Annotated in this window: 1 pseudogene; it reads right to left on the bottom strand. The window is 64.1% G+C overall.

The features are described from left to right. Positions 1–805 (bottom strand): annotated as a pseudogene (locus AACS18_RS23545) (phage tail tape measure protein); the annotation flags it as partial.

The following is an 805-nucleotide window of genomic DNA, read 5'->3' on the forward strand; positions in this document are numbered from 1 at the left end:
GGGGTCATCGGGTTCTGGTTGTGCATGTGCACCTCCCCGATACTCAGGTACTTGGGAGGCTTCTGGTTGGCAGTGGTCGCGGCCGCGTTGGCTTGGATCAACTGCTGGCCCAGCCCGCCCGTCGGAACACGGCTCTGGTTGCCCTGGCTAAAGCGGGCGAGGGGGGCGTTGATGTTCTCCTGATTGGGCAGGTTGAGATCCGGCATGCTGCCCATCTCGATATTGACGCCCGGGATCATGTTCAGCTTCTCGACCAGCCAATCCACCGCCTGCCCGAGCAGCTTGAACACGCTCCAGTCGGCCATGCTCTTTTTCAGGTCGTCCCAGTAGTAGATGGCTGCCGCCACGGCACCGATCAGCAGCACGATGCCCGCCACGATCAGGCCCACAGGGTTGGCATACATGGCGATGTTGACCGCTAGCAGGATGGCGCGAAAGGTCGCCATCCCGGCATTGAGCAGGGCGAGCGGGGCGGTGATGATGGACCAGGCGATGCCAAGGCCCAGGGTGGCCAGCTTGGCCAGCCCCGCGATCAGCATCCAGGTACCGGTGACCATGCTCAACCCCACGATGGCGAGCAGGGCATAGCTGATGACCTTGGTCAGGTTCGGGAAAAGATGCGTCCAGCGCAGCACGTCATTGGCACCGTCGGCAAAGACGCTGACCACGGCGTTGATGGCCGGCAGCACCACCCCGAACGCGGCGGCGCGAATGGCAAACCAGGCTTGCTCGGCCCGCTGCCACTGGTCAGTCATGGCGGCGGCCATCTGCTCGGCCTTGCCCATGCCGTGGGTGTTGGCCAGCG

Origin of the sequence: Aeromonas sp. HMWF015 (assembly GCF_963878965.1) — a bacterium.
GTDB lineage: Bacteria > Pseudomonadota > Gammaproteobacteria > Enterobacterales > Aeromonadaceae > Aeromonas > Aeromonas veronii.